Origin of the sequence: Sedimentibacter sp. zth1 (assembly GCF_017352195.1) — a bacterium.
In the GTDB taxonomy this organism is placed as follows: domain Bacteria; phylum Bacillota; class Clostridia; order Tissierellales; family Sedimentibacteraceae; genus UBA1535.
Genome location: NZ_CP071445.1, coordinates 2,299,682 through 2,325,991, shown reverse-complemented (window position 1 = coordinate 2,325,991; position 26,310 = coordinate 2,299,682). Strand labels below are relative to the sequence as shown.

The window sequence follows — 26,310 nt, the reverse complement described above, 5'->3', positions numbered from 1 at the left end:
ATCAATTTATGAAAGGGTGGTTATAATGAATAAAATTATTTCTATTAAAGAAGCTGTTGATAAAATACAAGATGGCATGACAATAATGGTAGGCGGCTTTTTAGCAAATGGTACACCAGAAAGATTAATAGACGCATTAGTTGAAAAAGGTGTAAAAGACTTAACATTAATTTGTAATGATACTGGATACCCAGATAGAGGTGTTGGTAAAATGGTTGTTGCTAAGCAATTCAAAAAAATGATTGCTTCTCACGTTGGTACTAACCCTGAAACTGCTAACCAAATGAACTCAGGAGAAACTATTGTTGACTTGGTACCTCAAGGTTCTCTTGCTGAAAAAATAAGATGTGGTGGAACCGGTTTAGGTGGATTCTACACACCAACAGGAATTGGTACTGAAATAGAAAGTGGTAAAGAAAAAAAAGTTATTGACGGAAAAGAATACATACTAGAGTTACCACTAAAAGCTGATGTTGCCTTAATATATGGTAGCAAAGTTGATAAAAAAGGTAACATAATTTACAACAAATCTACAAAGAACTTTAACCCACTTATGGCAATGGCAGCTAAAACTGTTATAGTTGAAGCTCAAGAAATTGTAGAAGTTGGCGAAATAGGTCCTGATGAAGTTATGACTTCAGGTATTTTTGTAAATCATATTGTTGGAGGTGACAAATAATGGCTATTGATGCTAAACAAATTATTGCAAAAAGAGTTGCAAAAGAATTACATGATGGTGATGTTATTAACTTAGGTATAGGTCTTCCTACATTAGTTGCAAACTATATACCAGAAGGAATGGATGTTACTTTCCAATCAGAAAACGGTTTCTTAGGTTTAGGACCTGCTCCAGAGGTTGCTGATCCAGAATTGGTTAACGCTGGCGGACAATCAGTTTCAATAAAACAAGGTGGATGCTTTTTTGATAGTGCTACTTCTTTTGGTATTATTAGAGGTGGACATGTTGATGCTACTGTATTAGGTGCTTTACAAGTAGATGAAAAAGGTAGTCTTGCTAACTGGAAAATACCAGGTAAAATGGTTCCAGGAATGGGTGGCGCTATGGACTTAGTTGTAGGTGCTAACCAAGTTATAATTGCTATGAAACATACACAAAAAGGTGCTCCGAAGATATTAAAACAATGTTCTCTTCCTTTAACAGCTAGAGAACAAGTAGACTTAATCATAACAGAAATGGCTGTTATAGAGGTTACTAAAGAAGGTTTAGTTCTTAGAGAATTAGGACCTGAAGCTACTGTTGAATCAGTACAAGCAGCTACAGAAGCAAAATTAATTATTCCTGAAAAAATCGGAAGATTTGAATAGAAGATTTGAAAAAAAAATTACGGGCTTTCGCCCGTAATTTTTTTATTACATTTTTAATTACATTGTTGTTCCCATTGCTTCATTTATATCTAATTCATTGTCTACAATTGCCTCTATTGAATATTCTAATCCTTTTGCAATAGTTTCTACTGGCATACTAGCAACATTGTTTGCTTTGCTTGTTACTTGTTCAGTAGCAAAAGGTACATGTATGAATCCACCTTTAACACCTGGGAATTTCTTGTCTAACGTATATAACAATGAGTACATAACATCATTACATACATAAGATCCAGCTGTATATGAAAGATGTGATGGAATACCGTGCTTTCTAACGTTATTAACCATAGATTTTACTGGTATTGTAGCAAAATAAGCATTTTCTCCATCCTCTTTTGATTTTTTGTCTACGGGTTGATTTCCGTCATTATCAGGTATAGATGCTTCTTGTAAGTTAATACCAACTCTTTCTATTGAGATACAAGATCTTCCACCTGCTTGGCCTACACATACTACAGCATTTGGATTGTGTTCAATTATAGCTTTTTCTACAGCCTCAGGACCTCTGCCAAAAACAGTAGGTATTTCAATTGTTATTATCTGAGCGCCTTTAATTTCTTTAGGTAAAAGCTTTACAGCTTCATATGCGGGATTAACTTTTTCTCCACCGAATGGATCAAAACCTGTTACTAATATTTTCATGTTACTCACCTTTCCTTTATTTATATTGTTAAGATATAATGTTAATAAGCTTAAAATACCATATTGTGTATTGTAACCTTACCTTTATCCATAATAAGTCTATTGTCAAAATATATATTTGGGTCATGTGTCACTAAATCAAAATGTCCACTAGCTTCATGATTTCCGCCTAAAGCATGATTTCTTCCTAAGCCAAGATGAAATGTTCCATATGCTGATTCATCTTCAATATAGCAATTACCGTCACATCGTGATTTTGAATTTAATCCAATTCCTAATTCCCCAGCATAGTACATTCTTGCATCATTAAATGATTCTAAATACTCTCTGAGAATTTTTCCGCTTTTACAATCTTCAATATTGATTATTTTTCCATCTTCGAAAATAACCTTAAACGGATTTTCGACTCTTCCTATATAACCATAAGAACCATCTAGAATCAAAACACCATTTGTTGCAGTTTCTACTATAGGAATATAAACCTCTATACTAGATGATGAAAATCCTCCACCATCTTCAACATTACCATTAAAAAAACCTGGTTTTCTACCTTTCATATTGAAGCTGATATCGGTACCTAATTCTGTTGTAATATCAATTTTACTTGAGCCCTTTATATTTTTCATCAATAAATTTGCCTTAATCTTACTAATTTCTGTGTCTTCAGTCATAAAGTCATATTCAAGCATGGATATACCATTATTAGTAGATAAGGGTAAAGATACATATTTTTTACCAAACGATATTGCTCGTTTAGCAGCGAGTGTCGTAACTAGAGAATATTTTGTTGCGCCAATAATTGCATCATATGGATCGAATACTCTGTCATTTCTATCGAAATATATACCAACTTTTTTCCCTGTTCTTTCAACTAGCATAATATCTACTGTTGAACCGACTTCTTTGGCATATTTTTTCAATACATTAGCTTCCTCTAGATGGTCATCGTTTGTCACAATCAATAAATTTTCTTTTGCTTTTAGCATTAACCAGTTGTTAATAACAATATTTGCTCCTCTTGCAATTAAATTGTTCAATATATTCACCTCGCAAAATAAATTTTATAGGGACGCAATATTACGCGTCCCTAAGTTTGTTTTATTTACATTCCAAATAACAACATATATGCAATTTGGAAAGCAATTAAACATAAAGCTGGAACTACCTGCTTCTTGATTACTCCCCATTTATCATTCATCTCAAGAATTGCTACTGGAACAATATTGAAGTTTGCAGCCATTGGTGTTAATAAAGTACCACAATATCCACAAGTTAATGCTAACATACCACAAATTACTGGGTCAGCTCCTAATGCAAATACAAATGGTGCACCAATTCCTACTGTCATTACAGTGATTGCAGCAAATGCATTTCCCATAATCATTGTAAATAACATCATACCTATAGCATAAACAATTATTCCTACTGCTAAATTTCCTTCTGGAATAATATTACCTACTAATGTAGATATTACATCACCTACACCAGCAACTGTAAATATTTTACCAAGAACTCCTAATAAGCAAGGTAACAAACATACAGGTCCTATGATTGATAAAAATCTCTCAGAATCATCCATGAATGTCTTAACTTTGTTCTCAGGGTTATAAATTTTAAGAATAATCGCACCTACTATAACTCCAACTCCCATACCTACTAGAGAACTTATTCCTTCAATAAATGCAAAGATTAAAGCAAATATACCTATCAATAAGGCTGGAATGAAAATTTTCATACCAATTTTTTTATAATCTGCAGTTTGCTTTTCTGGTGTTGCAGCATCAGATTTTCCTGGTTTAACCTTTCCAATAACTGCTGGAATTACCATTATGAAAACCAATATTCCGTTTACTAAATCTGGAATATATCTTCCAAATGTCATTACTACACCTAATACAATCCAAAATATTGCTGTTCCCAATCTAGAAGGATTTTCTTTATCCTTGGCATTCTTAACACCTGCATATATACATACAATTCCACAAAGCATGTATAATATTTCTAATAATTTAGAGCCTAAGCTCACGTCTCCATTCATAAAAAACATATTATATATACCTCCTTCTATTTATCTGCTTTAGATTTAGATTTATTTCCATAGTATTTTTTCATATAACCTTTATCAAGAATATTATAATATACTATTATGAAAACTACTGCGAAAATTGCTACTGGTATTTCAACTGCTGCAAGTTTTGGAAGCTCTACAACATATCCAATACCTTCCATAGCTCCCTTTACAAGTAAAGCTCCTGAACCACCTATAAATAACACTTGTGTAAAGAACCAAACTATGTTTTCAACACCAGCTGCCATTCCTTTTACATGCTCCATATGCTCTTCATTTGGCTTGATTCCTTTTGATTCTACAGAACCTTCACACATTGGCATAAGAACTGGTCTTGTAAATCCAGCAACTCCACCTAAACCAACATTGAATGCACCTAATATTCCTCTAATAACACTATATGCACCTATAACATGAGCTGGTGTAGCACCCTTAACTTTACCTATCAAATCAGCAGCGGCATGTCTTAAACCATTTCTTTCCAATGTTCCTGTAAGCACCAATACAATCAAGAATGTATTCATATATCTCGATCCAACAAATGTTGCCCCAAAGGTCTCTAATAATCCTGTAAATCCCATATGGCCTGTTATTGCAGTTACAATAGCTGCTGCCATAATAATAAGTATTGAATCTAATTTTAATGCAAAACCAACAACTACAATCAATACACCTAATAATACTAAATAGTTCATAAATTTCTCCTTTATTTTTTATTTTTCAAAGCACACTAAACAATTATTGGTCTTTGTCTTGTGCAGCTTGTTGAAACGCTTGAATTAGTAATTTTAAAACTATAGTCAAAAATACATTTGCATTTAGTCATCAAATCTATGATTGCTAAATTATGAGTTAAATGTGCTCTAGCACATAGATTTAAGTAATCACCTTGTGCTGTTTCATCAGCAACTTCACTAGTATAATATGTTGTAGTAATCCAAGGAAATCTATGTGAAGCATAGCGCTGTGTTAAATCAAATTCTCTTGGAATCCAATAATTAATCATGTTTTTATAATAATTAGCAGGGAATAGGTTTGGCATCCACTTATGAGCAAATTTTTCAAACCTTTCTGACCACTCTATATTTAATGAATTCATTTCTTCGTTATTTCCAATAGCAACTGCTACAACATCTTCTATTTTTTTGCTTAGTATTAGATTACTTTTAAATTCATCATTAGGAACAGTCCAAAAATACCCATATAATATTGATCTAGGTAACCAAAATCCCTTAAATGAAGGTGATGTGTATCCAGAAAATTGTTGTTCCCATTCATGTGAAGGTACTCCGTGGTTGTCCACTATTAAGTCTGGTAAAAAAGCTCTATATATGTTTCTAAGTCCCTCTGCCTCTTTATGAATTGTATTAGTTTTGAAATGATCACTGAAAAATTCTTTACCAATTGCATTGAATCTAGCAACATGAAACTTCCAGTTTGGATTATCCTTTTGTAATTCATAATGTATTGCTGCTCCGTCAACATTTTCCATAGGAACAATAACTAAATTTATTTTATTAGATACATCCTTATATTTTTCATTTATAAGCAGTTCTTTAATTATCATAAATGCAGCATTTGTACTTGAGACTTCGTTTGCATGATGTCTACAATTAATAATTTCTGAAGGATAATGTGTAATTCTCTTTGTTCTTGATATATATCCTTCTTCTTTTGAAATAAGTTCTACAGCATATATTTCTCTTCCAAGATATGAGTTTGCTATTTTATATACTGATAATTGAGGTACTCTTTTTAGCTTCTCAATGATTTCTATATATTGGTCATATCCTATTAGTGTGTTTTCTAATATATCTATGTCCTGTATACTAATATCTTTAATTTGAGGCTCTTTTTCTTTTATTCTAGCTTCATATGTTCCGTTTTTTGTTTTAAATATAATTTTATTTATTCCAGTAAATTTGTCACAAATTTCAAGTAACTGCTTGTCCATTAAAAACGCATAATTTTTTACTATACCATAGTTTTCAAAATCAGTTTGTACATGAATATTTAATTTGTTGTTTTCAAATGTAATTTCATCTATTACTGCTGATATTTGCTCTTTATTTTTTAATTCTTCAATCTGCTCATTTGATGTGCAAATAGTTGGCACATCTGTTAATTGATCATACAAAGTAACTTTAAAGCTCGGTTTGCCTTCCCTATTTTTTATAACAGGTAGGATTAATCCTGGTGCATCAAAAGCTTCACCAGCAACTTTATTTCCATAGTTTTTAAAGAAATCTGTGCCCACAAAGTACATATCTTCATGAAGAGCATCTAAAGTTGATATCAAATCTTGTCGTGAATTCAAACTGTAGTTAGGTTCACTCACACATAACTCTAATTTTAATTGGGAGAAAAATGGTTGATATTGTGCTTTAATTGAACCATTTATTTTTTTCTCTATATAGTTTTTACAATCAGTTAGTATGTTTTTTTGATAGATATCCCAAACGTTTTCAACATCACTTGCAATTCTTTTATTAACAATACAGCTACCGTTTACTATTACTTTTAAATAACCAGTAGACGGATGTACTTTCCCCATCAATGGAAATTCATCTAAAAATGGTCTTTGTGTGTAGGCTACTTTATAAGTATCCTTGTAAACTTCATTACCTTGTTTATCTATGGCTGCTAATAAGTAAGTAATGTCTTTATTATCTTCATATTTGCAAAATTCAATGTTATCTTTGCTAATATGTATATGTTCTTGTATAATTTCATCAACAGGATATAATTCTTGCAAAAACCTAATAGGTAAATCATACCATTTATTAGGATCGCTAGTTCCTATGTTATTGTAAGATGGTGTTGCTCCACCTTCATCTATCCACTCAGTAACACCTTCAGGTAAAAATGGTTTAAAAGCAATTTTTATTTTATCCACATTTGATAAATGTTTTAGTTGGGGTAATACAACTTCTTCAATCCATGAAATTCCTTGTTTATAAGAGCAAAGCAACTGAATATTTTCACAATTAACATCTTGTTTTTTAAGATTTTCTTTTATTTTTTCTACTACCTTATTTCTAATAGATTTTTCTTCGCTAATTGCTGCATAAATTTCTACTTTATCATTCTTTTTAATTTTTTTATATACTTCTTCGTTTAATATATCTTCTAAAACATCTACTTCCCATGGAATATCATATTCTTTTTCATATATTTTTTTTGTGTCTTTATAATTATAAAACTCTACATTTGAAAATTCGTTATGTATATCAATATTTTTATTTTGTATTTCTGGAGAAACAAATGCTTGTATTTTTTCATTTGTTATTTCTGCTAAATTTTTTATATAAGAAAGTTGACCATCTAAATTTTTCATTGATAAGCTTTCAGTCATTTCTTGTAATACTTTAACCCAATCATATGAATTATTTAAAATAGGAAATTTTTCACAAACAAGCGATGAGAATTCTTCAAGTTCTTTATTCTGACCAAATACATGTACTATTTTTTGTTGTTCATTATCTTCTAAAGTAATTCTGCAACTACCGTTATCTTCGAAAATAATCAAGTTTCCATTATAATCTTCCTCTGCTATAATTGAACCTTCATAAGCTGTTGTCTCCATACCAAAACGAAATGCAAAGTTGCAAGCAGCTATAACTACAGATGTATTACTATTATCAGGTAATTTAATTTTAAAATTTAATGAATCAGGTAACAAATCAAAATTATTATCTTTTAGAAAAATGCCCTCTCCAAATAAAGCTTCTAATCCTTTTTTTGGTCTCCAATCAAAGTCTGGAATTTTGACAGCGCTTTTAGTTGATGATATAAATTCTTTTGGAGGTTCTTTTGAATCTATATTGTACAAACCGAATAACTCTTCAACAGATTTATTAATTTTTATTCCTTCTGTTAAAGATGCAATTGGAAATTTTGAAGAAATAGAATTAAAACCCATAAATAATGCTGCATTTATAGCAATATTAATTTGATTTTTTGTCATGCTTTTACTAATCAATATTTTTTTAATATTATCTAAACTCATATATCCATCTCCTTCTAAACATTTTTAATTAATAAATATATTAAAACCTTTTTAGTTTAAAAATTAATATTAAAGGTTTAGTATCTAATTCCGTACTTCGTTCTTTTTTATATTAATAATAATTAATTAGCATTGAATTGTCAAGAACTATTCGAATTCTTTTTATTGATTTTAAGTAATAATTATGTTATTATTACTTTATTAGTTTATGGAGGAATATTTTAGTTTATAGAGGTATAATAATGGAAATTAAGAAAATCACTACAAAACAAAAAATTATGAATACTGCATGGAATTTATTTGTAAAACAGGGATATGATAATACAACAATTAATCAAATAATTGAACAATCTAAAACATCACGAGGCTCGTTTTATCATCATTTTAAAGGCAAAGAAGAACTTCTATTTTCTGTTGCATATATTTTTGATAATAATTATGAAGCTTGGGAAAAGACAGTTGATAATAGTATGCACGCTGCTGATAAATTACTATCTTTTGATGCATATGTACTAAATAATATAGAAACATCTCCTTATAGAACATTTTTAACAACCTTATACGGCATGCAAGTTATGACTGATAGAACTAGACATATATTAAACAGAAACAGAAGGTACTACCAAATTATATCAATTATTATAAAAGAAGGGCTTGAAAAGGGTGAATTAAAGAGTAATCTCTCATATTTAGAATTAGCTGAAGATTTTTCTATTATTGAGCGTGGTTTAACTTATGATTGGTGCTTAAATCAAAACAGATATTCTCTTCTCCAATATGGACAAAGAATAATATCTATTTATTTAAATAGTATTAGAGTTTAATTTTGTGAAAAATATTTTAAAATTGAAAATATTATCTTGATTTTTATATAAATATGTAATATTATACTTAAAGTAACTTTTAATCTGATACAGAGATATCAGAAAGGTTTGAGATTGTATATAAATTAGGATTTATTATGTAAAATACAAGCCTTTCTCTGTGAGAAAGGCTTATTTTTATAACATTATGCAATTTTAGACCATAAAAAATAATATTTTTATGGAGGATTTATAAAATGAATACAAATTATTCTGAGAAAATTGGCGTTAAAAATTTTATTCTTGGTATTCAACATTTACTTGCAATGTTCGGAGCAACAGTATTAGTCCCAATGTTAACTGGACTTGATATATCTGTTGCTTTATTTTCATCTGGAGTTGGTACGTTAATTTTTCACTGTTGCACTAAATTTAAAGTCCCAGTATTTTTAGGTTCATCATTTGCGTTTATACCACCTATAGTTGCTGTTATAGCTAAGTATGGTTCAGTACAGTATGCACAAGGTGGTATAATGGTAGCAGGCTTAATTTATGTAATATTTTCTTTACTTGTCAATAAAATAGGTGTTAAAAGAATAAGAAAATTATTACCTGGTCAAGTTGTAGGACCAATGATAATTGTTATAGGATTAAACTTAGTTCCAGTAGCATTTGACCATTGCAAAACAAATTTTTTGATTGCTTTTATAACTTTAGGTAGTGCATTATGCATTAGTAAATTTGCAAAAGGATTTATAAAACAATTGAATATCATACTTGCAATATTTATTGGATATTTACTAACATTACTTATTGACAATTCATTAATTGTTACAAAAGACATTGCTGAAGCAGCATGGTTTTCAATACCAAGTTTCACATTGCCCAAATTCGATGTTGGAGCAATTATGATGATTGCACCAATAGTTATAGCAGTTTTCATGGAACACATTGGCGATATAACAACAAATGGTCAAGTTGTCGGAAAAGATTTTATAAAAGATCCTGGTCTTAATAGAACATTACTAGGTGATGGTCTTGCAACAATATTTGCTAGTTTAATAGGTGGTCCTGCTAATACAACATATGGAGAAAACACAGGTGTGTTGGCAATGACTAAAAACTATAATCCAAGAAATCTAGAAATCGCTGCTGCATTTGCAATATTGCTTTCTTTCATAGGAAAAGTTAGTGGATTTTTAGGTAGTATACCAGAACCTGTTATGGGTGGAATTTCACTTATGTTATACTGTATGATTTCACTTATAGGTGTTAAAACTATAAAACTAGAAAAAGTAAAGTTTAACTGGAAAAATATAATCACTATGTTAGTTATATTATTTATAGGATTATATGCAACATATTTACAAAAATATTTAGGATTTAATCTAGAAATAAAAATAACTGAAGATATACCATTCGGTGGTTTAAGCTTAGCAGCAGTAGTAGGAATACTGGTTAACTTATTATTAAATAAGTTTTTACCATGGTTAACTGCAAAATTTAGTAACTAATTATAATAAATATATAAGCAAATTAAAAAGAGCAATAAATAACCATTTCGATTATTTATTGCTCTTTTATTGTTAGCTTTCCCACCTTAAATCTTTGCCATAAAAATAGCATATTGCAAACTCATTGAAAACTCTTGAAATAATTCTATCAGAATATGTAGATGCAAGCTGGTCTAATGAAAGATTTGTTGAAACAACCATTTTTTTGCCTGATGTCATTCTAGAATTTATAATATTAAACAGTTCAGAATTTGTAAAAGAGTTATTGAACTCAGTACCTAAATCATCTATTATCAGTAAATCACAGTCGAATAAAAATTTATAATTTTCCTTGTTAATTTGAGTTTCATCATTTTTATTAAATCTATGATTTTCAACTATATCTATTATGTTAGCTGCTGTTTGATAAATAACAGTTTTTCCTCTTTGTATAAGTTCACTTGCAATACAATTACACATGAATGTTTTTCCCAGTCCGGTTCCACCATAAAATAGCATACTGTTATTAACTTTATCAAAATTATTGCAAAAATCTTCACATGTTGCAAATATTGTATACATATTTTGTCTTGGTGTAATAGGTTCATCCCCAAATTTTTGATTACTAAATATGTTTATATTAAATTCGTTAAAATTTTCTTTTTCTAGCATTTGTTTTATATTTGACATATGGTAAAGACTTTCTATTATGCTTTGTTTATAACATTTGCACCTTTTTCCATTGTCTAAAAACCCTGTATCTCTGCAAATAGAACATTTATATTTTATTTCAAAATAGTTCTTTGGTATTTTGTTATCTTTAAATATTTGTGATTTTTCTTTTCTTAAATTATCAATTTTTTCTTTTAATTTAGTAACCTCTTGTTCAACATTTTCAGGTTTAAGCAAAATTATCTTAGATAGCTTTATACTTGTTAATGCAATTTCTTTATCGATTTCTTCAACCCTTGGAAACATCGTATAAACTTTTTCTTTTCTTCTATCTAAATCATTCAACGCTTTTAATCGCTTATGTTCATATTCTGTTCTTATTTTACTCAATACAGATTCGTTCATTATATTTTATCCTCCGATTGCATATTTAAACCTAACTCTTTTAATTTACGCTCAAAGTTTCTTTTGCCTATTTCTTTAAGTTCTTCTGGTGTGTACTGATCAGTTCTTTGTTCAAAGTTATGAAATTTGTTCTTTTTCTCTGTTGTTACTACTTGTTTAGATGTTACCTTTTTTTTCACAACTTTTTTGTCATTTACTACATCTTCTGGTTTTTTATATCCCTTCTTATGCCAATTTTCAAGTATTGCATCAAAGTAGTTTATATTTGGATTAGATATTTTAGTAGAATTGTCTAGACCTTTTAAAATCATATCTATTGAAAATTGAAAATCATCAACCCATTTATCAATTGTTTTTCTTTCTCCTTCTGTCAAAACTCTATTGTTAAATCCTAATGCTTTACTTATTCGAGAGTATATAAAGTATCTATCTTCCCTGTTTTCTAAGAATTCAGAAAGAGTGTCCATATCTGTAATATTTTCATTATGCCACATTGATATTATACTTTCAATGTACGAGTATCTTCTGATTTTTTTATTGTTTATGCAATATGAAAAAGCTTGAACCATCATTTCAGGACTCAGTTCATATTGCTTTTGCCACTTTAGTATTTTCTTCTTATTGTTAATATTTTGTGGCTCCCCAAATATTTTGTCAATTTCTTCATGCATTTTCTTCATATCTGTCATTTTATTTGAATTTAATAATTCTTTATTTGAAACACTTTTAATACTTGTATCATAAGATATATTATCATCTTCTTTTGTTGCATTAGGTAAATGTCTATATATTTTATCAATATAAAGTTGTTTTAAGTTTACAAACTCAACATTATAGTTATACTCATCCTCAGTTTCATGCTTTATTATGATACCTTGAGTTTCCCAAAATGTCCAAGCATTTAAAACATCAGCCAAAGGTATCTTCAAATTTTTAGCTATAGTTTCATTGTTGAAATTATTTTTCTTTTCTTTGTCTGTAGCAAACTTATAACCCATCAAATATACCTTAACGTAAGTGCCATCGGCTAAAGGCATATAGTCAGTTATAAAAATATTTTCAATTGGTGTATCCTGTAAATCTATTTTTTGTTCTTGCAAAATAAAATTCATAATTTCCTCCTTAATGTAAATAATATACAATAAATTATGAGCAAATTTTTTCAAGGCTATATATTTTGGCTATATATTTTGGCTATTTATTTGATAAGTGTATCATAACCAATATTTGAAAAAAATATCGTCAATTCCATTTTATGAAATCGTTTAATTAATTTTATTGACATCACAAAATTTTTATAATATAATTATAGTTGCCATATGAGTATGGTGTTTTACTATTTACTCTAATTATAACAGACAAATTGCAAAAGTTAAATTAATAAAAAATGTTTTTATTAATTTTTTACATATGGGGTACGATAAATGATATTTAGGAAGTGTAATATGAAGAATATTAAAAAATCAAAGCGTGTACCAAGAGGTAGTTTTAATAAGAACACCAAAGGCACTAAAAATACTGTAACAACAAAAAATGCAAAATATGTTTTTATTAATGAAAAAAAATTAGATAATGCTTTTTCAAGAATTAAAAATTCTATATTCAAACATAAAAAATCTTTAGAAAATGGAATTTTTAAATCATTTAAAAATTCAAACCTACCTAACTGGATACAAAAATTCAAACCTCAAATAACTAATACAGTCTGTATTGCTGCAACTTCACTAGTTATTTTAACTGGCTTTTCAGTATGTACATCAATGCTTTCTGACAATAATACTAGTGCTTTTTATAGTGCTAAAAGTTACACTGTTTATCTTAATAATGAACAAGTTGGTATTATTAGAAATAAAGAAACATTAGATAGCGCTATTAATGAAATTCAAGAAGAGTTAGAAAACAAATACAAATCAAATATTAATATTGTTGGAAATATTGAGGTTGTAGAATCTAGAGCAAACGATAGTGAATTAACATCTGAACCTAGTCTATATGCTAGAATGAGATCTAAGGTTGATTTTAAATCTGTTGCATATGCTATTGTTGTTAATAGCAAACGAATTGGTGCTGTTGCAACACAAGTTGAGGCAAATACACTCTTAGATGATGTTAAGGAATATTTTACAAAATCATATAATAAAGAAGATATCCTTGAAACATCTTTAGATGAGGATGTAAAAATAGAAGAAGTAAATGTTAACTTCGATGAAATTATGGAAAAAGATAAGTTATTAGAGTATATCATAGTTGGAACTGATGAAAAAATAGCATATACTGTAGAATCTGGTGATACCTATTGGGATATAGCAATAAAACATGGTATGTCAGTAGAGGAACTTATGTCAGCTAATCCTGATGCTGATGAGAACAGGTTAATGCCAGGTGATGATTTAAGCTTAGTTGTTCCAAAGCCTTTTATCAATGTTAATATTAAACATACTGTTGTAGCAGAAGAAAAAATTAAATATGATTCAGAAACACAATACGTTTCTTATATGTACTCTGATCAATCTCAAGTAAAACGAGCCGGTATTAAAGGTGCTGCTGAAATTAAGTATATTGTAACTGAACAAAACGGTGTGGAAATTGACCGTGAAGAAGTATCAAGAGATATTGTTTCAAACCCTCGTACAGAAATTGTACTTGTAGGAACTCAAACGCCTCCACCCAAAGTAGGTGTTGGGGTATTTATTAATCCAGTTCCCGGAGCTTATGTAAGTTCGCGTTACGGAACTAGGGGTAACTCATTTCATCGTGGTCTTGACTTAGCTATTTCTCAAGGAACCAATATAAAAGCTGCCGATGGTGGCAAAGTTATATTTTCAGGTTGGTATAGTACTTATGGCTATATGATAGAAATTGATCATGGTGGTGGATATACAACAAGATATGGACACTGTAGCAAACTTCTAGTTAGCAAAGGAGATAAGGTATATCAAGGTCAAGTTATTGGCTTGGTAGGTTCTACAGGATATAGTACTGGTCCACACGTTCACTTTGAAGTTAGAAAATATGGTAAAACAATGAATCCAGCAAATTGGATAGGTCAACAATATAAATAATTTAAAATTTAACTATGAATTTAAAACGTAATTTATATACGTTAAATATACTAATTTAAAGCACGTTGCAAGTAGCAACGTGCTTTTGTGTGCTAAAATATTTCAATTTATGAAATATTTTAGTGTTTACATATATGCATTGTATGTTATAGTATTTAAGTAAGCTAAAATATTTATCAAACTTTGGTGCCATGAAAGGAAACAATCTCAATGAAAATATATGATAATGACTTTTTATGTATTGCAGAACCTATATTGACTCATCCAGAATATCAGCAAACAAAAAATATAAAACATCACGATGAAAGTGTTTATGATCATAGCCTAAAGGTAGCATATTATTCCTATGAGATAGCTAAGAAGAAGGGTCTTGACTGGCAATCATGCATAAGGGGTGCCTTGTTACATGATTTTTTTCTATACAAGTTTTATAAAAGAAAACATATAGGCATTATTTCAGATTCTATAAAACATGCTATTAATCATCCCAAGATAGCACTTGAAAATTCAAAGAAATATTTTGATTTAAATGAATTAGAAGAAGACATAATTAAAGGACATATGTTCCCATTTGGATTGCCTAAGGGGAAAGAAGCTTGGATAGTAAGCTTTGTAGATAAATATATTGCAATATTTGAATACTGTAGTAATTTCAAAAAGATTACATCTAATAAATATAGCTTTAATACGAAATAAATCAAGGAATATTCTAGTAACTAGAATATTCCTTGATTTTTATATTAATTTTCTTAATTTATTTGTAACACCATGTCTTTTGATGGCAGCCTCGTATAAAATTAAAGTTGCGGCTATGCCAACATTTAGTGAATCGCAATCACCATACATCGGTATTTTGATTGACTGAGTTTCTATATTATACCACTCTCTTGATATTCCATATCTTTCACTACCCATGATTATAGCAATTTTTCCTTTATACTCATCATCGTAATAATAATCATTAGCATCAGTATCTGCTAATAAAATTCTATATTTATTCTTTTGAAGCCATTCTATAACTTTCTCTGACTCGTCTTCAACTATTGGTACTTTAAAACACGACCCTTGGCTACTTCTTAAAATTTTAGGATGTGTTATTCTGGTTTTTCTATTGCATATTATTATTGCATCTGTTTCTGTCCCATCGCACGATCTAATTATTGTACCTATGTTACCTGGTATTTCTAATCCGTCTAGCACTACTATAACCTCATGTTTTTTAGGATTAAGGTTTTGTAGCTTTGTTTGTGGAAACTTTGCCAATACAAATATCCCTGCTGATGTACCTATTTCTATAAGCTTATTAAACGTAGAATTTGATACAATATGTACCTCTTCAGCCTTATCCGATAATTCAATCATAATTTTATACGCTTCTAAAGTTTTAATAGAATTTAAATCTAATACCACTGCTTGTATTTTTACATCATATTTTAATAGCTGATTTCCTGCCCATATTCCTTCCACAGCTACTAATTTTTCAGGATTTGATCTCGTATTATTTGCAACAGCACTAATCTTTTTTATTACAGCTGCACTCTTTCCTGACAATCTACATTTTCCCCAATATTTATCTCTTATAAATTTCTCTTTTTCATCTAATGATAATTCAATAAACATTTTACCTCCATTTTAATGTTATTACTTTTTTTGGGTTTATTTATCTATATATTTATTGAATATGCTATCAATTTCTTTATAGTTTTTACCAACTGCAAATAATACATAATTGCCTTCTTTTTTTACTATAGCATTTTCTGCTATTGCTAACTCTTCGGGTATATATCCTTCAAATCCTAATTTCATATCGCTTAATCTTTCCTCAACTGAATCTAAAATTCTTTGTGCTGCATTTGCATCATTTGCTTCAAATATAGCTATTTCTTCAGCTTTTACACTTGTTGAAGATGTAAGTATTTTAAATTCTTTTACATCAGCTAAATCCAATGAAGTATAAATGTTGTTAACTATATCTTTATCTAACTCTACCAAATCATCTTCAAATTGAGCTGCTTCTTTAGCATCATTCATTAGTGCTTCCACATTAATTGATACATCTTCTTTAGCTGTACACCCTACCATAAAAATTGATAATAGTAATAATGTAATTATTTTTATACCTTTTGTTTTCATTTATTTTACCTTCTTCCTTTATTGTTTTTATTATATTTCTTGTACTGTATGTGTTTTTAAATAATTAAACCATTTTTCGTAATATTCAGCATTCAAATGAACTCCATCATGTCCAGCATCATCCGGCAAATACCCATTTTCATCCGCCATCGCCTCTTTGGAATCTATATAGTATGCTTCTTTTTCTTTGGTCATTTGCAATATAAGTTTATTGAAATTTTCAATATTTGTATTATTATATATCTTGTCTTTTGTGTCTTTCCCTTTTGAAACTGGCATTATAGCATTTACATATATCAATGCATCTGGTTGAAGTTTTTTTACCTCATCTATTACTTTCCCATATTGCTCAATAAATATATAATCAAATTCCCAGCCTAACTCATTAGCACCTAACATAATATATACTTTCTTAAATTTATTTTTTGACAAAGCATCCATTATTGTTATTCTTTCAGAGTCATCATTTTTTATAACTTGTTTTGTAAATATTGTATTTACCATTATGCCTTTACCACCATATATAGTAGCATTCTTCATAGACTTATATAGCAATATTCCTTCAATTTGTGAATTACCTATAAATACTGCATCTGAAAAATAGTCATCAGTTACAGTTTCACTTTCTGGTACCTTTTCACCAAAAACATATTTTGACTCGTCTTCAGAGATATCTACCTCCCCATTGTTATCATTATCTATGTAATCATATTTATTCTCTTTATCGTTTTCATTAAATACAATATTAGTGTTATCACATCGTTGATTATTATCATTAACATTTTCTTCATTTTCTATATTTTCTTCATTTTCTTCATCTTTTTCAAGCGAATTTTCAGAAGATTGTAAATAGTCTATTACTTTGTCTGTTTTTTTGTGATTTTTATTGTAATTAAATGAGCATACTAATATTAAACATAGTAATAATGCGCATATTATTATCCTTATTAATTTTTTCCTTTTATTTTCTGACATTTTCTGCCCCTTTATATTTATGTATTAAATATTATTGTATAAACAAAGTCATTATTCAATTTCTTTAAATATCAAATCTATTTTATCATTCAACTTTCTCAGTTCATCTAAGCTTCCACTTTTTTTAGCATAGTAAAATTCTTTTCGCAATAAATCTACACTACTATAATTGTTATTAACATATAAAATATGTATTTTGTTTAATATTTTTTCTGTAAGTGAAGATTCAGCCAAAAAAAGCTTTTGTGAATCTTTAATTTCATCCTTAATTTCAGACATTTCCATATCTAGTATGTAAGCTGCATCAGCTGCATTTTTTAATCTTATTTTTACATGTTCTGGTATATTGCCTTCGAATTTATAGTTTATAGAATGGTCTATAGTAGCCCAAAAATTCATTGCCAATGTCCTTATTTGTATTTCTGCTAAAACTTCCTTTGGTCCAGCCGCTGTATATACCCAATAATTAACTATTACATGATAGCTTCTATAACCGCTTTCTTTAATATTCTTAGTATAATCTCTTTCTTCAACTATTTCAAGGTCTTTACCATCTCTAGCTTTTATCAAATCAACAACTGAAGTAATATCATCGACAAGTTGACACATTATTCTTATGCCCGAAATATCTTCTAATTTAGCTGCATCATCAATAGAAAGTCCCCTTCGTCCTAATTTTTCAATTATACTTGAAATAGTTTTTACCCTACCTGTTACAAACTCGATAGGAGAAAACTCATCTAGTCCTTTGTATGATTTGCGCATACTTTTAAATTTAACTTTTAATTCATCTACTGCCTGACTATACGGAAGTAAAAACTTTTGCCAGTTATTAATCATCTCATCACCCTCATTTTACATATAATGAAAAATACATTAATCCTTATATATACAATTTTAATATTATATCCAAAAAAAATCAATCATATTTTGCTATTGAAAACAATATTATTTTGATGTATAATCCATGTATTGTAACAATTATTAAATATAACAATAATGGAGATTATTATGAGTACAATTGATGTTAGAAATGATAGAAACCTTTCTATGCTAATGGATTTTTATGAACTTACAATGTCTAATGGATATTTTCAGAAAGGATTAAAAGATTGCATAGTATATTTTGATGTGTTCTATAGGAAAAATCCTGACAACGCTGGTTTTGCTATAGCAGCTGGTCTTGAACAAATCATAGATTACATTACTAACTTAAGATTTACAAAAAGTAATATTGATTTTTTAAGAAGCAAAGGAATTTTTAGTGAAGAATTTTTAGATTATCTTCTTAATTTTAAATTTACGGGTAGTATTTTTGCTATACCTGAAGGAACTCCAGTATTTCCTTATGAACCAATACTGACAGTTAAAGCTAAAGCTATAGAAGCTCAATTGTTGGAAACTATGGTTTTGGTTACAATTAATCACCAAAGTTTAATTGCGACGAAAGCAAATAGAATTGTTAGAGCTGCAAAAGGAAGAGCTGTACTTGAATTTGGTGCAAGAAGATGTCAAGGTTACGATGGAGCAATATATGGCGCTAGAGCTGCATATATTGGTGGGGTAGCTGGTACTGCTACAACTATAGCTGACGAAGTTTTTGGTGTACCTGCTGCAGGAACTATGGCACATTCTTGGATACAACTATTTGGAGATGAATATATTGCATTTGAAAATTACGCAAGACTATATCCAGACAATTGTATTGTTTTAATAGATACATATAATATAATGAACAGTGGGCTTCCTAATGCTATAAAACTTTCAAAAGAAGTTTTAGAACCAATGGGAAAAAGATTAAAGGGTGTTAGAATAGACAGCGGTGATATAGCTTATTTATCTAAAAAATGCAGAAAAATACTTGATGCTGAGGGCTTACAGGATTGTAAAATTATCGCTTCGAATAGCCTTGATGAATACTTAATTTCAGACCTTTTGAATCAAGGAGCACAAATTGATACCTTTGGTGTTGGTGAAAGACTTGTAACTGCAAAATCAGAGCCCGTTTTTGGCGGTGTATACAAGCTTGCTGCAATTGAAATTGATGGGAAAATCATTCCTAGAATCAAAATTTCTGAAAACGTTGAAAAAGTTACTAATCCTGGATTTAAACAAGTTTGGAGGTTGGTTGATAAATCAACTGGAGTACCTAAAGCCGATGTTATAACTTTACAGGACGAAATTATAGATGATACTAAACCATATACAATTTTTGACCCAATTCATACTTGGAAAAAGAAAAAAATTACTGATTTTACAGCAAAAAAATTGCAAAAGCCAATATTTATTGATGGTAAATGTGTATATGATATGCCTACACTTGAAGAAATAAGAAATTATTCTAAAGAACAATTGAGTCTATTTTGGCTTGAAATAAAAAGATTTTACAACCCTCATCAATATTTTGTGGATTTATCACAAAAATTATGGGATTGCAAAAATGAGATGATAAAAAAATACAGTGTAAAATAATTTTTGTATATATTTGACAAGCTTAATAATATTAAGCTTGTTTTTGTTATTTACAAATACACTATTTTTTATTATTATATATAAGTAAGTTTATTTTTTTAGAGAGAGGAATTTAAAATTTGAGCGTATTAAACGTAAAAAACGTAACTCACGGATTTGGTGCACGAGCTATACTTGATAATGTATCTTTTAGACTATTAAAAGGTGAACACGTAGCTCTTATTGGTGCAAATGGAGAAGGAAAATCAACATTTTTAAATATTATTACTGGTAAATTAATGCCTGATGAAGGTCAAGTCGAATGGTCAAATCGAGTAACTGTTGGATATTTAGATCAACACTCTGTTCTTGAACCTGATACAACTATAAGAGAAAATCTTAGACTTGCTTTTAGTGATTTATTTAAAATTGAGCAAGAAATGTTAAGTATTTATGACAAAATGGCAGAATCAACTGATGAAGAAGTAGCTAGAATGATGGATGATACTGCTGAAATTCAAACTATACTTGACAGTAGTGGGTTTTATACTATTGATTCTAAAATTGAAGAAGTTGCAAATGGTTTAGGTCTTGGCGATATAGGCCTTGATAAAAAAGTAAATGAGTTAAGCGGTGGACAACGTACAAAAGTATTACTTACTAAACTTTTACTACAAAATCCAACTATACTTTTACTTGACGAGCCCACAAACTACTTAGATGCTAATCATATTGAATGGTTAACTAAGTACCTTCAAAATTATGAAAATGCATTTATTTTAATTTCACATGATATTCCATTTATAAATAATGTATGTAATTTGATTTATCATGTTGAAAACTGTGAATTAACTAGGTATGTAGGAAATTACGATGAGTTTCAACGTCTTTATGATCTTAAAAAACGACAATTAGAAAGAGATATTCAAAAGCAACAAAAAGAAATAGAAAAATTAGAAGATTTTATTGCCCGTAATAAAGCTAGGGTTGCTACAAGAGGTATGGCACAAAGTAGAGCTAAAAAACTTGAAAAGATAGATGTAATTGAAAAACCTCGTGAAAAACCAAAACCAACTTTCAAATTTAAGGAAACAAAAGCTCCAAGTAGATTTTTGATTGAAGCTAAGGACTTAGTAATTGGATACGATATTGCTCTAACAAAACCAATGAATTTAGAAGTTGAAAGAGGCAAAAAGATTGCAATATGTGGTGTTAATGGACTTGGCAAATCAACTCTTTTAAAAACACTTTTAGGTATTATTCCACCTATATCTGGTTCAGTTTTTCATGGAGATAATGTTCAAACAGGATACTTTGAACAAGAAGATTCTAAGGACAATTCAAATACTGCATTAGATGAAGTTTGGAATTTATATCCTTCCCTTACAAACCATGAGGTTAGACTTGAACTTGCAAGATGTGGTTTGACTAATGATAATATAACAAGCATGATGAAAGTATTGTCTGGTGGAGAAAATGCAAAAGTTAGACTTTGCAAAATACTGCTTTTAGAACATAATTTTTTAGTTCTTGACGAACCTACTAATCACCTTGATGTTGAAGCAAAAGATGAATTGGAAAAGGCTATTAGAGAATTTAAAGGTACTGTTCTTTTAGTATGCCATGAACCTTATTTTTATGAAAGCTTTGTAACAGATGTATGGAATTTAGAAAATTTTACAACTAAAATAGTATGATTTTTTTATTACAAAACTATAATTTGATATATTAAATGCGTATGACTATATACGCGTTTTTTTGTTATTAAAATATTGTATTGGAAATAATGTTTACATATTGTATAATATTAGTATAAATTATAAATTTGAGAGGATAAAAATATGAATTTAAATGAAAAACTAATGGAATATGCTGAATTGGCAGTTAAAACTGGTGTTAATATTCAAAAAGATCAAATACTTGTTTTACAATGTCCAGTTGAGTATGCAGAATTTGCAAGAATGATAACAAAATGTGCTTATGAAGCAGGCGCAAAGGAAGTTGTTGTTAGTTGGAAGGATGAAAAATTAGGACGATTAAAATTTGACTATGCCCCACTTGAAGTTTTTGAAAACGTTCCTAACTGGAAAGCTTCATTTTATAATGATTACGCAAAACAAAATGCAGCATTTATGAATGTATTAGCAGAGGACCCTGAAATATTTAAAGGAGTTTCATCTGAAAAATTGCTAGCAAATGTAAAAGCGTCTGAAATAGCACTTAAGGATTATAGAGATTGTTTTGATAAAAGTGAACTTCAATGGAATTTATTTGCTGTTCCAAACGTTGCATGGGCTAAAAAAATATTCCCTGACTTAGACGAAAAGGAAGCTATAGAAAAATTATGGGAAGCTATTTTTAAAACCGTTCATATAGGAAAAGAAAATCCTGTTGAAGCTTGGAAAAAGCATGATGCAAATTTAGTTTCTAAATGTAATATATTAAACGAGAAACAATTTGCAAAACTACATTATGAAAACTCTTTAGGAACTGACTTTGTTGTTGGAATGCCTAAAAACCACATTTGGGCAGGTGGTGGAGAATCTAATACAAAAGGTATTAGATTTTTTCCTAATATGCCAACTGAAGAAGTGTTTACAGCACCAGATTGCAGATATGCTGATGGTAAAGTTGTTAGCTCAATGCCTTTAAGTTATCAAGGAACACTTATCAATAACTTTAGTGTTACATTTAAAGATGGTAAAGTTGTTGATTTTGATGCTAAAGAAGGTTACGAAGCTTTGGAAAGACTTCTAAATACAGACGAAGGCTCAAGAAGACTTGGTGAAGTTGCTTTAGTTCCTTATGACTCTGCTATTTCAAATATGGGTATTTTATTCTATAATACTTTATTTGATGAAAATGCATCATGTCACTTTGCTTTTGGCAAATGTTATCCAAACACAATAAAAGGCGGAGAACTATTATCTAAGGAAGACCTAAAAAAAATTGGTGGCAATGATTCAATGAATCATGTAGACTTTATGGTTGGCACTAAGGATTTAAAGGTTACTGGTATTGAAGAAAACGGCAATAAAACAGTTATTTTTGAAAAAGGTAACTGGGCAATATAATATTAATTGAATTTTCTATTAAAAATTATTGAAAAAGGTGAAAATTATTTTAATTTTCACCTTTTTTACTAAGCACATTTTTTATTTTAGGTAAAACCCTACTAACTCTATTTTTATATTTCGCAATTAGCTTGCCATATGTTTCGCTTTTTAATACATAGTGAGTATATAACCAAAACAATAGCTATTGCACCAAAAACTGCCTCCATTGCTATTGTTGAAAATCCAAGCATTTGTGACATGAGTCCTATAGAAGAGTCTATTGTACCATGTACTAAAATAGCAATTATCAGATATATAAATGATTTATTATTTCTAACACCTATAAACACAATCATAGTAAGCCCTATATGAATACACATAGAAAATATTCTTTCAACTCCACCCAATATTGCATTTGTAAATGTCAAATTGATACATTGCGTATATATGGCATCAGCAGTTGCTTTTGGTATACTAACTGTATTTGATACAAACGTTCCATTATTTATCATTATTGAATATACCAAAATTGTTGCAAATGATACGCCTGTTATAAGTATTGCTTCTATAGCTCCATGACCTAACCCAAAAGATATACCATCTATATATCTTTGATTTTTTTTCATAAAATATTTTATAAATATAAATCTTGCAACTTCTTCAAATATGCCAGCTGTCAGACCTAAAAATATCCAATACAAGTAGGGATATTTATCTTGAAAAATTGTATACCATTCAAAACAAGGCAATAAACTTGTTATTATAGGTATTCTCAAAACAATTTGAGATATAAAAAATGCTAATGCTCCAAAACTAAATGCTTTGAAGGCTTTTTTACACTTAAGCTGAATTACAATAAACACAGCTATTGGAATAACAAAACAAATAATTAGGTCTAACACAAGTGCTAATAATGCTGAATTTGATATCATTTTTAAGTCCTCCTAATAAATTTTTGGTAACATAATACTTACAGACATCCGTTATAACTAAATTATAGCGAATATTCTATTTATTATCAATATACTTTGTATAAGGTACAGTTATTCTAAAAATAAACTGACCGACCTACCCTCGGCTACATAAGGGGTGATGCCGATGGAGAAGACTTTTATAATAACCAAGGAAAATACGATAGAGATAAGCTTAACAATTTCATACAATATCTTAAGAAAATACCTTTTTAAACATATGTTCATGGACATATTGCTCCAATGAAAAAAAGCGAAGTAATAGTAAGATTAGAAGGTGAGCTTAACAAACTTTAACAAATAAAATAGGTAACCAGATGGCTACCTATTTTATTTGTTAAAAATTTTTATTTTATCAACAATATTTCCGTTGTAATAATCTCCAATTATTCTTTTTAATTTATATAGAGAACTTGAATTTCCCTGCATAATTGTGTTAATTCCTTCGCTTACTGTAACAGTAATTTTATAATCCATATCCTTCAATAACTTTTCCGTAAGCATATCATTATATCCATTAGGATAAGTAAACGCAACTTCTTTCTCCCCTATTTTATCTTGTATTAGTTCGCTTAATTTGTTTAAGTCATCACTTAAAGCTCGTTCATACTCCCCATAGCTTTCATCATTATTTTTTAATACTCCTTTTCTTTCAACATCACCATTAGGATCATATTTATGCATATCGTATGTATGTGACTGTATCATAACATGACCTGAATTATACATTTCTAAAGCATGTCCCCATGTAAAATGAGGTATAATTGCTTTATCTGAATCAATATATGTATCTCTTCCTACCGACCAACCTATGATCGAAATTTCAGCTTTCATATCTAATTCTTTTAGTAATGGAAACAAGTACTGATAATTGCTTAGGTAACCATCATCAAAACTAATGATTATTGGATTTTGAGGTAATTTTGTACCATTTTCTACATAGTCAATTAAGTCTTTATAAAAAATAGTATTATATCCATATTTTTTTATTTCTGTTAAGTCTTTTCTTAGTTTATCGGGTGTAAGTGCAGCATCCTTCTCATTTGAAATATGGTGATATACAAGAATTGGTACATCAACTTCTTCAAGAGAGGTATCACTATGCTCAGCACGAATGTCTTCTGGAAAAGCAATTTTCATCATTTCCTTAAAATTATCTTTTGTTACTAATTGGCCAAAATCATCTGGAATATCTTTTAAAATATTTTCATCGTCCGAAAACATTCTATCTATCATCATTTCTCCAACTGAATTTCTATAGTGTCTTAAATCATAAAAGTTTCTTGGATCATATGCAATAGATGTGTAACCACTGAAATTCCAAAAATCTGTTATTTCTGAAATTTGTTTGTAATACTCAATCATACCCTTTGTTTCGTATATATTCATTTCTCTAAAATATGTTGGTGCTACTACAAAAACAAAATTAACACCTTTTTCTTCACACATTTTTTTTATATTTTTCAATGCTTCTATATTATACTCTGTCTGAAGTATTCTCCCATTATACATAGGTCTATCAAACTCAGGATGAATGTTTAAAAACTCACCAATGCTTTCATAGCTTTCCTTATCACGTTTGATTTTATTGTATACTCCCGTTTCAGCTAAAAATACTGCCGACGGATCAACTATATCTTTGTTTCTTTTTACATATGCAACTAATTTATTATATGCCTGTTTTAAGTCCATAAATAAAAATTTTCTATAAAAATCTAATTTATTTTCACCAGTTATATTAGCATGATACATATTATTTACTGTTTTGGTACCGAATGGGTCAGTCTCAACTTCATGCAAGCTCTCATGTAATATTATATTTTCAACCTCATAGTTGTCTAGAATATATTTAACTTCCATCTCATAATCTCTAAATGTTCCACCATATACAAAATTATTGTAAAACGAGTTGCCATTAAAGTACTCTTTCAATTTATCTGGATTTAAAGAACTTGATTTAGAACCACCTATAACATATGAATCATAGTTACCATGATTTTTATCTAAATATTTTACTTTTGCTAGTCGTGGATTTGATGTCATGTTATATTCATAAAAATCTAACACGTAATCACCAAAAACACCAAAAGGATCAACAATTACATTTACAAGTGTTAATAAACCTGCCGAAATTATTGCTATTAATACAAAGGTTATTATCCATTTAATTTGTTTTTTCATTAT

The 26,310-nt window shown here is 29.2% G+C and carries 22 protein-coding genes; 9 read left to right on the top strand and 13 right to left on the bottom strand.

Annotated features, from left to right (window positions below; translation table 11 throughout):
- Positions 1-25 precede the first annotated feature (25 nt).
- Together JYG23_RS11200 and JYG23_RS11195 are read left to right on the top strand one after the other, a co-directional pair.
- A complete protein-coding gene (locus tag JYG23_RS11200) occupies positions 26-679 on the top strand; it encodes a CoA transferase subunit A (protein ID WP_207235755.1) in 654 nt (217 codons plus the stop codon).
- A complete protein-coding gene (locus JYG23_RS11195; RefSeq protein ID WP_305848853.1) occupies positions 679-1,326 on the top strand; it encodes a 3-oxoacid CoA-transferase subunit B in 648 nt (215 codons plus the stop codon). The genes JYG23_RS11200 and JYG23_RS11195 overlap by 1 nt, the downstream gene beginning before the upstream one ends.
- Positions 1,327-1,383: 57 nt before the next feature.
- On the opposite strand, the gene pcp is transcribed toward JYG23_RS11195, so the two are convergent.
- The 5 genes from pcp to JYG23_RS11170 all read right to left on the bottom strand — a co-directional run bounded on the left by pcp (position 1,384) and on the right by JYG23_RS11170 (position 8,105).
- Entirely contained in the window at positions 1,384-2,028 is a 645-nt protein-coding gene (gene pcp, locus JYG23_RS11190; protein ID WP_207235754.1) for a pyroglutamyl-peptidase I, read from the bottom strand.
- A gap of 50 nt (positions 2,029-2,078) precedes the next feature.
- Positions 2,079-3,065 (bottom strand): aminopeptidase, encoded by a 987-nt coding sequence (locus JYG23_RS11185; protein WP_242631565.1) that lies wholly within the window; start codon positions 3,063-3,065, stop codon positions 2,079-2,081.
- A gap of 65 nt (positions 3,066-3,130) precedes the next feature.
- A complete protein-coding gene (locus JYG23_RS11180) occupies positions 3,131-4,075 on the bottom strand; it encodes a DUF979 domain-containing protein (RefSeq protein WP_207235753.1) in 945 nt (314 codons plus the stop codon).
- A gap of 17 nt (positions 4,076-4,092) precedes the next feature.
- A complete protein-coding gene (locus JYG23_RS11175; protein ID WP_207235752.1) occupies positions 4,093-4,791 on the bottom strand; it encodes a 5-oxoproline transporter, DUF969 family subunit in 699 nt (232 codons plus the stop codon).
- Positions 4,792-4,826: 35 nt separating this feature from the next.
- Positions 4,827-8,105, bottom strand: coding sequence for a M14 family metallopeptidase (locus tag JYG23_RS11170; protein WP_207235751.1), 3,279 nt, complete (start codon positions 8,103-8,105; stop codon positions 4,827-4,829).
- Between the two features lie 242 nt (positions 8,106-8,347).
- Here JYG23_RS11170 and JYG23_RS11165 point away from each other — a divergent pair, with 242 nt between their 5' ends.
- Together JYG23_RS11165 and JYG23_RS11160 are read left to right on the top strand one after the other, a co-directional pair.
- Positions 8,348-8,929 carry a TetR/AcrR family transcriptional regulator gene (locus tag JYG23_RS11165; RefSeq protein WP_207235750.1) on the top strand — a complete coding sequence of 194 codons (582 nt, stop codon included), beginning with the start codon at positions 8,348-8,350 and terminating at the stop codon, positions 8,927-8,929.
- Positions 8,930-9,165: 236 nt separating this feature from the next.
- Positions 9,166-10,422, top strand: coding sequence for a uracil-xanthine permease family protein (locus JYG23_RS11160; RefSeq protein ID WP_207235749.1), 1,257 nt, complete (start codon positions 9,166-9,168; stop codon positions 10,420-10,422).
- A gap of 72 nt (positions 10,423-10,494) precedes the next feature.
- Here JYG23_RS11160 and JYG23_RS11155 read toward each other — a convergent pair whose 3' ends face one another.
- Together JYG23_RS11155 and JYG23_RS11150 are read right to left on the bottom strand one after the other, a co-directional pair.
- Positions 10,495-11,478: an ATP-binding protein gene (locus tag JYG23_RS11155; RefSeq protein WP_207235748.1), complete on the bottom strand. Its 984-nt coding sequence runs from the start codon at positions 11,476-11,478 to the stop codon at positions 10,495-10,497.
- Positions 11,478-12,590: a DnaD domain protein gene (locus JYG23_RS11150; protein ID WP_207235747.1), complete on the bottom strand. Its 1,113-nt coding sequence runs from the start codon at positions 12,588-12,590 to the stop codon at positions 11,478-11,480. Before JYG23_RS11150 ends, JYG23_RS11155 begins: the two co-directional genes overlap by 1 nt.
- A gap of 333 nt (positions 12,591-12,923) precedes the next feature.
- Here JYG23_RS11150 and JYG23_RS11145 point away from each other — a divergent pair, with 333 nt between their 5' ends.
- On the top strand, positions 12,924-14,540 hold the full coding sequence (locus JYG23_RS11145) for a peptidoglycan DD-metalloendopeptidase family protein (protein ID WP_207235746.1): 1,617 nt from the start codon (positions 12,924-12,926) through the stop codon (positions 14,538-14,540).
- Positions 14,541-14,750: 210 nt separating this feature from the next.
- Positions 14,751-15,236 (top strand): HD domain-containing protein, encoded by a 486-nt coding sequence (locus JYG23_RS11140; RefSeq protein WP_207235745.1) that lies wholly within the window; start codon positions 14,751-14,753, stop codon positions 15,234-15,236.
- A 39-nt stretch (positions 15,237-15,275) separates the two neighbouring features.
- Here the strand turns inward: JYG23_RS11140 and JYG23_RS11135 are convergent, their stop codons facing one another.
- From JYG23_RS11135 to JYG23_RS11120, 4 genes are read right to left on the bottom strand one after another with little or no spacing between them, the layout of a single operon-like run.
- Complete coding sequence (locus JYG23_RS11135) at positions 15,276-16,160, bottom strand: TrmH family RNA methyltransferase (RefSeq protein ID WP_207235744.1); 885 nt, start codon at positions 16,158-16,160, stop codon at positions 15,276-15,278.
- A 36-nt stretch (positions 16,161-16,196) separates the two neighbouring features.
- Complete coding sequence (locus JYG23_RS11130; protein WP_207235743.1) at positions 16,197-16,673, bottom strand: DUF4358 domain-containing protein; 477 nt, start codon at positions 16,671-16,673, stop codon at positions 16,197-16,199.
- Between the two features lie 30 nt (positions 16,674-16,703).
- Positions 16,704-17,648: a GDSL-type esterase/lipase family protein gene (locus JYG23_RS11125; RefSeq protein WP_207235742.1), complete on the bottom strand. Its 945-nt coding sequence runs from the start codon at positions 17,646-17,648 to the stop codon at positions 16,704-16,706.
- A 51-nt stretch (positions 17,649-17,699) separates the two neighbouring features.
- The gene (locus tag JYG23_RS11120; RefSeq protein ID WP_207235741.1) at positions 17,700-18,488 is read right to left on the bottom strand and encodes a GTP pyrophosphokinase family protein; all 789 of its coding nucleotides are present in this window, start codon (positions 18,486-18,488) and stop codon (positions 17,700-17,702) included.
- A 171-nt stretch (positions 18,489-18,659) separates the two neighbouring features.
- On the opposite strand from JYG23_RS11120, the gene JYG23_RS11115 reads away from it, so the two are divergent.
- The 3 genes from JYG23_RS11115 to JYG23_RS11105 all read left to right on the top strand — a co-directional run bounded on the left by JYG23_RS11115 (position 18,660) and on the right by JYG23_RS11105 (position 23,173).
- Complete coding sequence (locus tag JYG23_RS11115) at positions 18,660-20,120, top strand: nicotinate phosphoribosyltransferase (RefSeq protein WP_207235740.1); 1,461 nt, start codon at positions 18,660-18,662, stop codon at positions 20,118-20,120.
- Positions 20,121-20,239: 119 nt separating this feature from the next.
- A complete protein-coding gene (locus JYG23_RS11110; RefSeq protein WP_207235739.1) occupies positions 20,240-21,796 on the top strand; it encodes an ABC-F family ATP-binding cassette domain-containing protein in 1,557 nt (518 codons plus the stop codon).
- Positions 21,797-21,940: 144 nt separating this feature from the next.
- On the top strand, positions 21,941-23,173 hold the full coding sequence (locus tag JYG23_RS11105; RefSeq protein WP_207235738.1) for an aminopeptidase: 1,233 nt from the start codon (positions 21,941-21,943) through the stop codon (positions 23,171-23,173).
- Between the two features lie 113 nt (positions 23,174-23,286).
- Here the strand turns inward: JYG23_RS11105 and JYG23_RS11100 are convergent, their stop codons facing one another.
- A complete protein-coding gene (locus JYG23_RS11100; RefSeq protein WP_207235737.1) occupies positions 23,287-24,087 on the bottom strand; it encodes a YhfC family intramembrane metalloprotease in 801 nt (266 codons plus the stop codon).
- 369 nt (positions 24,088-24,456) lie between these two features.
- Positions 24,457-26,307: a polysaccharide deacetylase family protein gene (locus JYG23_RS11095; RefSeq protein ID WP_207235736.1), complete on the bottom strand. Its 1,851-nt coding sequence runs from the start codon at positions 26,305-26,307 to the stop codon at positions 24,457-24,459.
- Positions 26,308-26,310: the final 3 nt, after the last annotated feature.